Genomic DNA, 2,123 nt, shown 5'->3' on the forward strand with positions numbered 1-2,123 from the left:
AAATTAAAATTGCATAGTATTATTACCTTAATTATCTTTGTGTCAATCCTATGGCACGCAACACACATTTAATACAGCTACGCAACGCAAATATAAAAAAGCGTTACAGAGAAATTGCAGCAAAAAACCCCAAGTGGCGGAATGATGCTGTTATTGATATGGTATCTGAGCAGTTCTTTTTATCAGCTAGAACCATAACCGCCATTTTAAACAATGAAGGTGTTTACGGTAAAACTGCGTAACTGAAAATAATTTACTACATTTGTAGTATTGAAACTCTAAAGTGTATCTCCTGTTGGACTGTATCCCTCAAGGCAATGGCTTTAGAGTTTTACTTTATCTGTAATACTGTAAAAGAAAAATTGCCCTTTAAAATCTTCTCGTATTATTACAATCATATCTTCAAAATCTTTTACTCTTAAATAATGGTATGTTTTCCAATGCCCAACTTCCTTAAATGGTTCTGAACTTCCTATATAAAAAGCATCTATTAAAACAGCTTTTAAATCATACAGTAAATTGTTTTTAAAATAGCCGTTTTTATGGGGTTTGTTTAACGCTTCTTTAATTGCTTTGTTATTGATACCTACTTTACCTAATTGAGAGCTTACAGGCAATTTAAATGTGTTTTTTAATGTAGCGTATATTTCAGTTGTTTGATAACGCAATAAGGCTGTTTTTGCTAATTCAGCTACTTCAGAAAAATTGGTGGTGTTAAAATATGGGTGATCATAATTAAATACTTTACCAGTTTTACCAACATTCATATTAAACTGTTTTGGCAATGCTGGTATGGTATTTACATCAACACCGTTGTCCTGGATATCTTTATCGGTTCTTTGCACCATACATCTACATCCCCAATCGTTTGGTGGGTAATGCGTATCCCAAAAAGGATGCTCAATAGGTAAAATTATGTTGTGCCACTGTTTGTGGAGTTGGCGAGTTCTATCGTCTATAACCGCTACATATCTAATGTTTGGGTATAAATGTTTGGTGCGCTCAATATCTTGCCATTTTTTAGCCATACGAGCTGAGCCAACTGCTTGGTCGTATTCTGTAGCTAAATAGGTTTTATTGTATTTGTCGCTTAACTTTTGAGCCTCCGAAATAAAGTCCTTTTTAGAACGTAAACTACCATCTTCATTTTTGAGTAGTTTAACCGTTTCTTTTATTTGAGCGTGGTTTTTAAACACAGCAAACACGCCAGCGTTGTAGTTTAACTCGGTTAACATTTTAAAATCTGCAGTGTTGTATTTTATGTTTGGAAAGTTTTTTCCGTAGCCTTCTACAATTCCTGCAGAAAGGTTGCCAAACACCTCTTTAAACAAGGCTCTTTTATTTGGTTCGGCATTGCTGTAAATATCATTTAACAACTGTTTAATTACATTTTTATCAATGTTTAAATGGTTGCTGTTATCCGCTAAAACAATGGTACCACAGCAATGCGACCTGTAATATAAATCAAGAAGTTTTACTCCTTTTTTTTTTCGTCTTCTTTTTCAGGAGACCTCAAATCTTTTTTATTTTTTGGTGGTGTTGGTTCTACAGGTGCTTGGATGTCTTCCAACTCCACTCCGTAGGTTTTTTCTAAATATTCCTTTGAAAGTTTGTAACCTGAAGATTGCATAATCTTTTCATCAATGGTCATTTTTTCAACAGGATCTGTAATCATTTCTACGCCAATATGCTCATCTTCTTTAATGTCGTAACCACAATAGCGTAACAAAGGTACTAAGTGATCATTTATCCAGTTAATAACATTACGCATATCTGCATCTGTCAACTCTTCTTGCGTGCGCTCGTGTACTTCAGCTTGAGAACGACTAGAACCATCACTGGTGGTCATAGTTTGCCCATTAATTAAAATTGAAAGCTGAGAGTCTACCGTTTCAATTTTTTTCATAAATACATTAAAAGCATCACGGTTGTTACTTTCCTTTATTTCAATATCGGCAAATTGAGGGAAAACACCATAACTAGCAGTACCCATACTTTTTAACCAGCCTGCAACTTCTTGTTTAACATCATCGCTTAAAGTTCCAAGTTTTGCTATACGAATTGGCATTCCGAAGATTTGTTCAAACTCATCCCAACTTGCCCAGGAGTGACGTTTTAAAATT

General features: G+C 34.5%; 3 protein-coding genes. 1 reads left to right on the plus strand and 2 read right to left on the minus strand.

The genetic code is table 11. The annotated features are described in order from the left end of the window. The first annotated feature begins 50 nt into the window (after positions 1-50). Positions 51-242 carry a hypothetical protein gene (locus ABY298_RS16135; RefSeq protein WP_372747065.1) on the plus strand — a complete coding sequence of 64 codons (192 nt, stop codon included), beginning with the start codon at positions 51-53 and terminating at the stop codon, positions 240-242. 81 nt (positions 243-323) lie between these two features. Here the strand turns inward: ABY298_RS16135 and ABY298_RS16140 are convergent, their stop codons facing one another. After that, positions 324-1,376 carry a phage minor head protein gene (locus ABY298_RS16140; protein WP_372747066.1) on the minus strand — a complete coding sequence of 351 codons (1,053 nt, stop codon included), beginning with the start codon at positions 1,374-1,376 and terminating at the stop codon, positions 324-326. A gap of 98 nt (positions 1,377-1,474) precedes the next feature. Beyond that, a partial coding sequence (locus ABY298_RS16145) for a DUF935 family protein (RefSeq protein ID WP_372747067.1) occupies positions 1,475-2,123 on the minus strand: 649 nt, incomplete at its 5' end.

It is taken from the genome of Lutibacter sp., from assembly GCF_041596795.1.
In the GTDB taxonomy this organism is placed as follows: domain Bacteria; phylum Bacteroidota; class Bacteroidia; order Flavobacteriales; family Flavobacteriaceae; genus Lutibacter.

Excerpts from the sequence above, each read along its gene's own strand:
- ABY298_RS16135 (WP_372747065.1), top strand. The coding sequence starts at position 51 with ATGGCACGCAACACACATTTAATACAGCTACGCAACGCAAATATAAAA.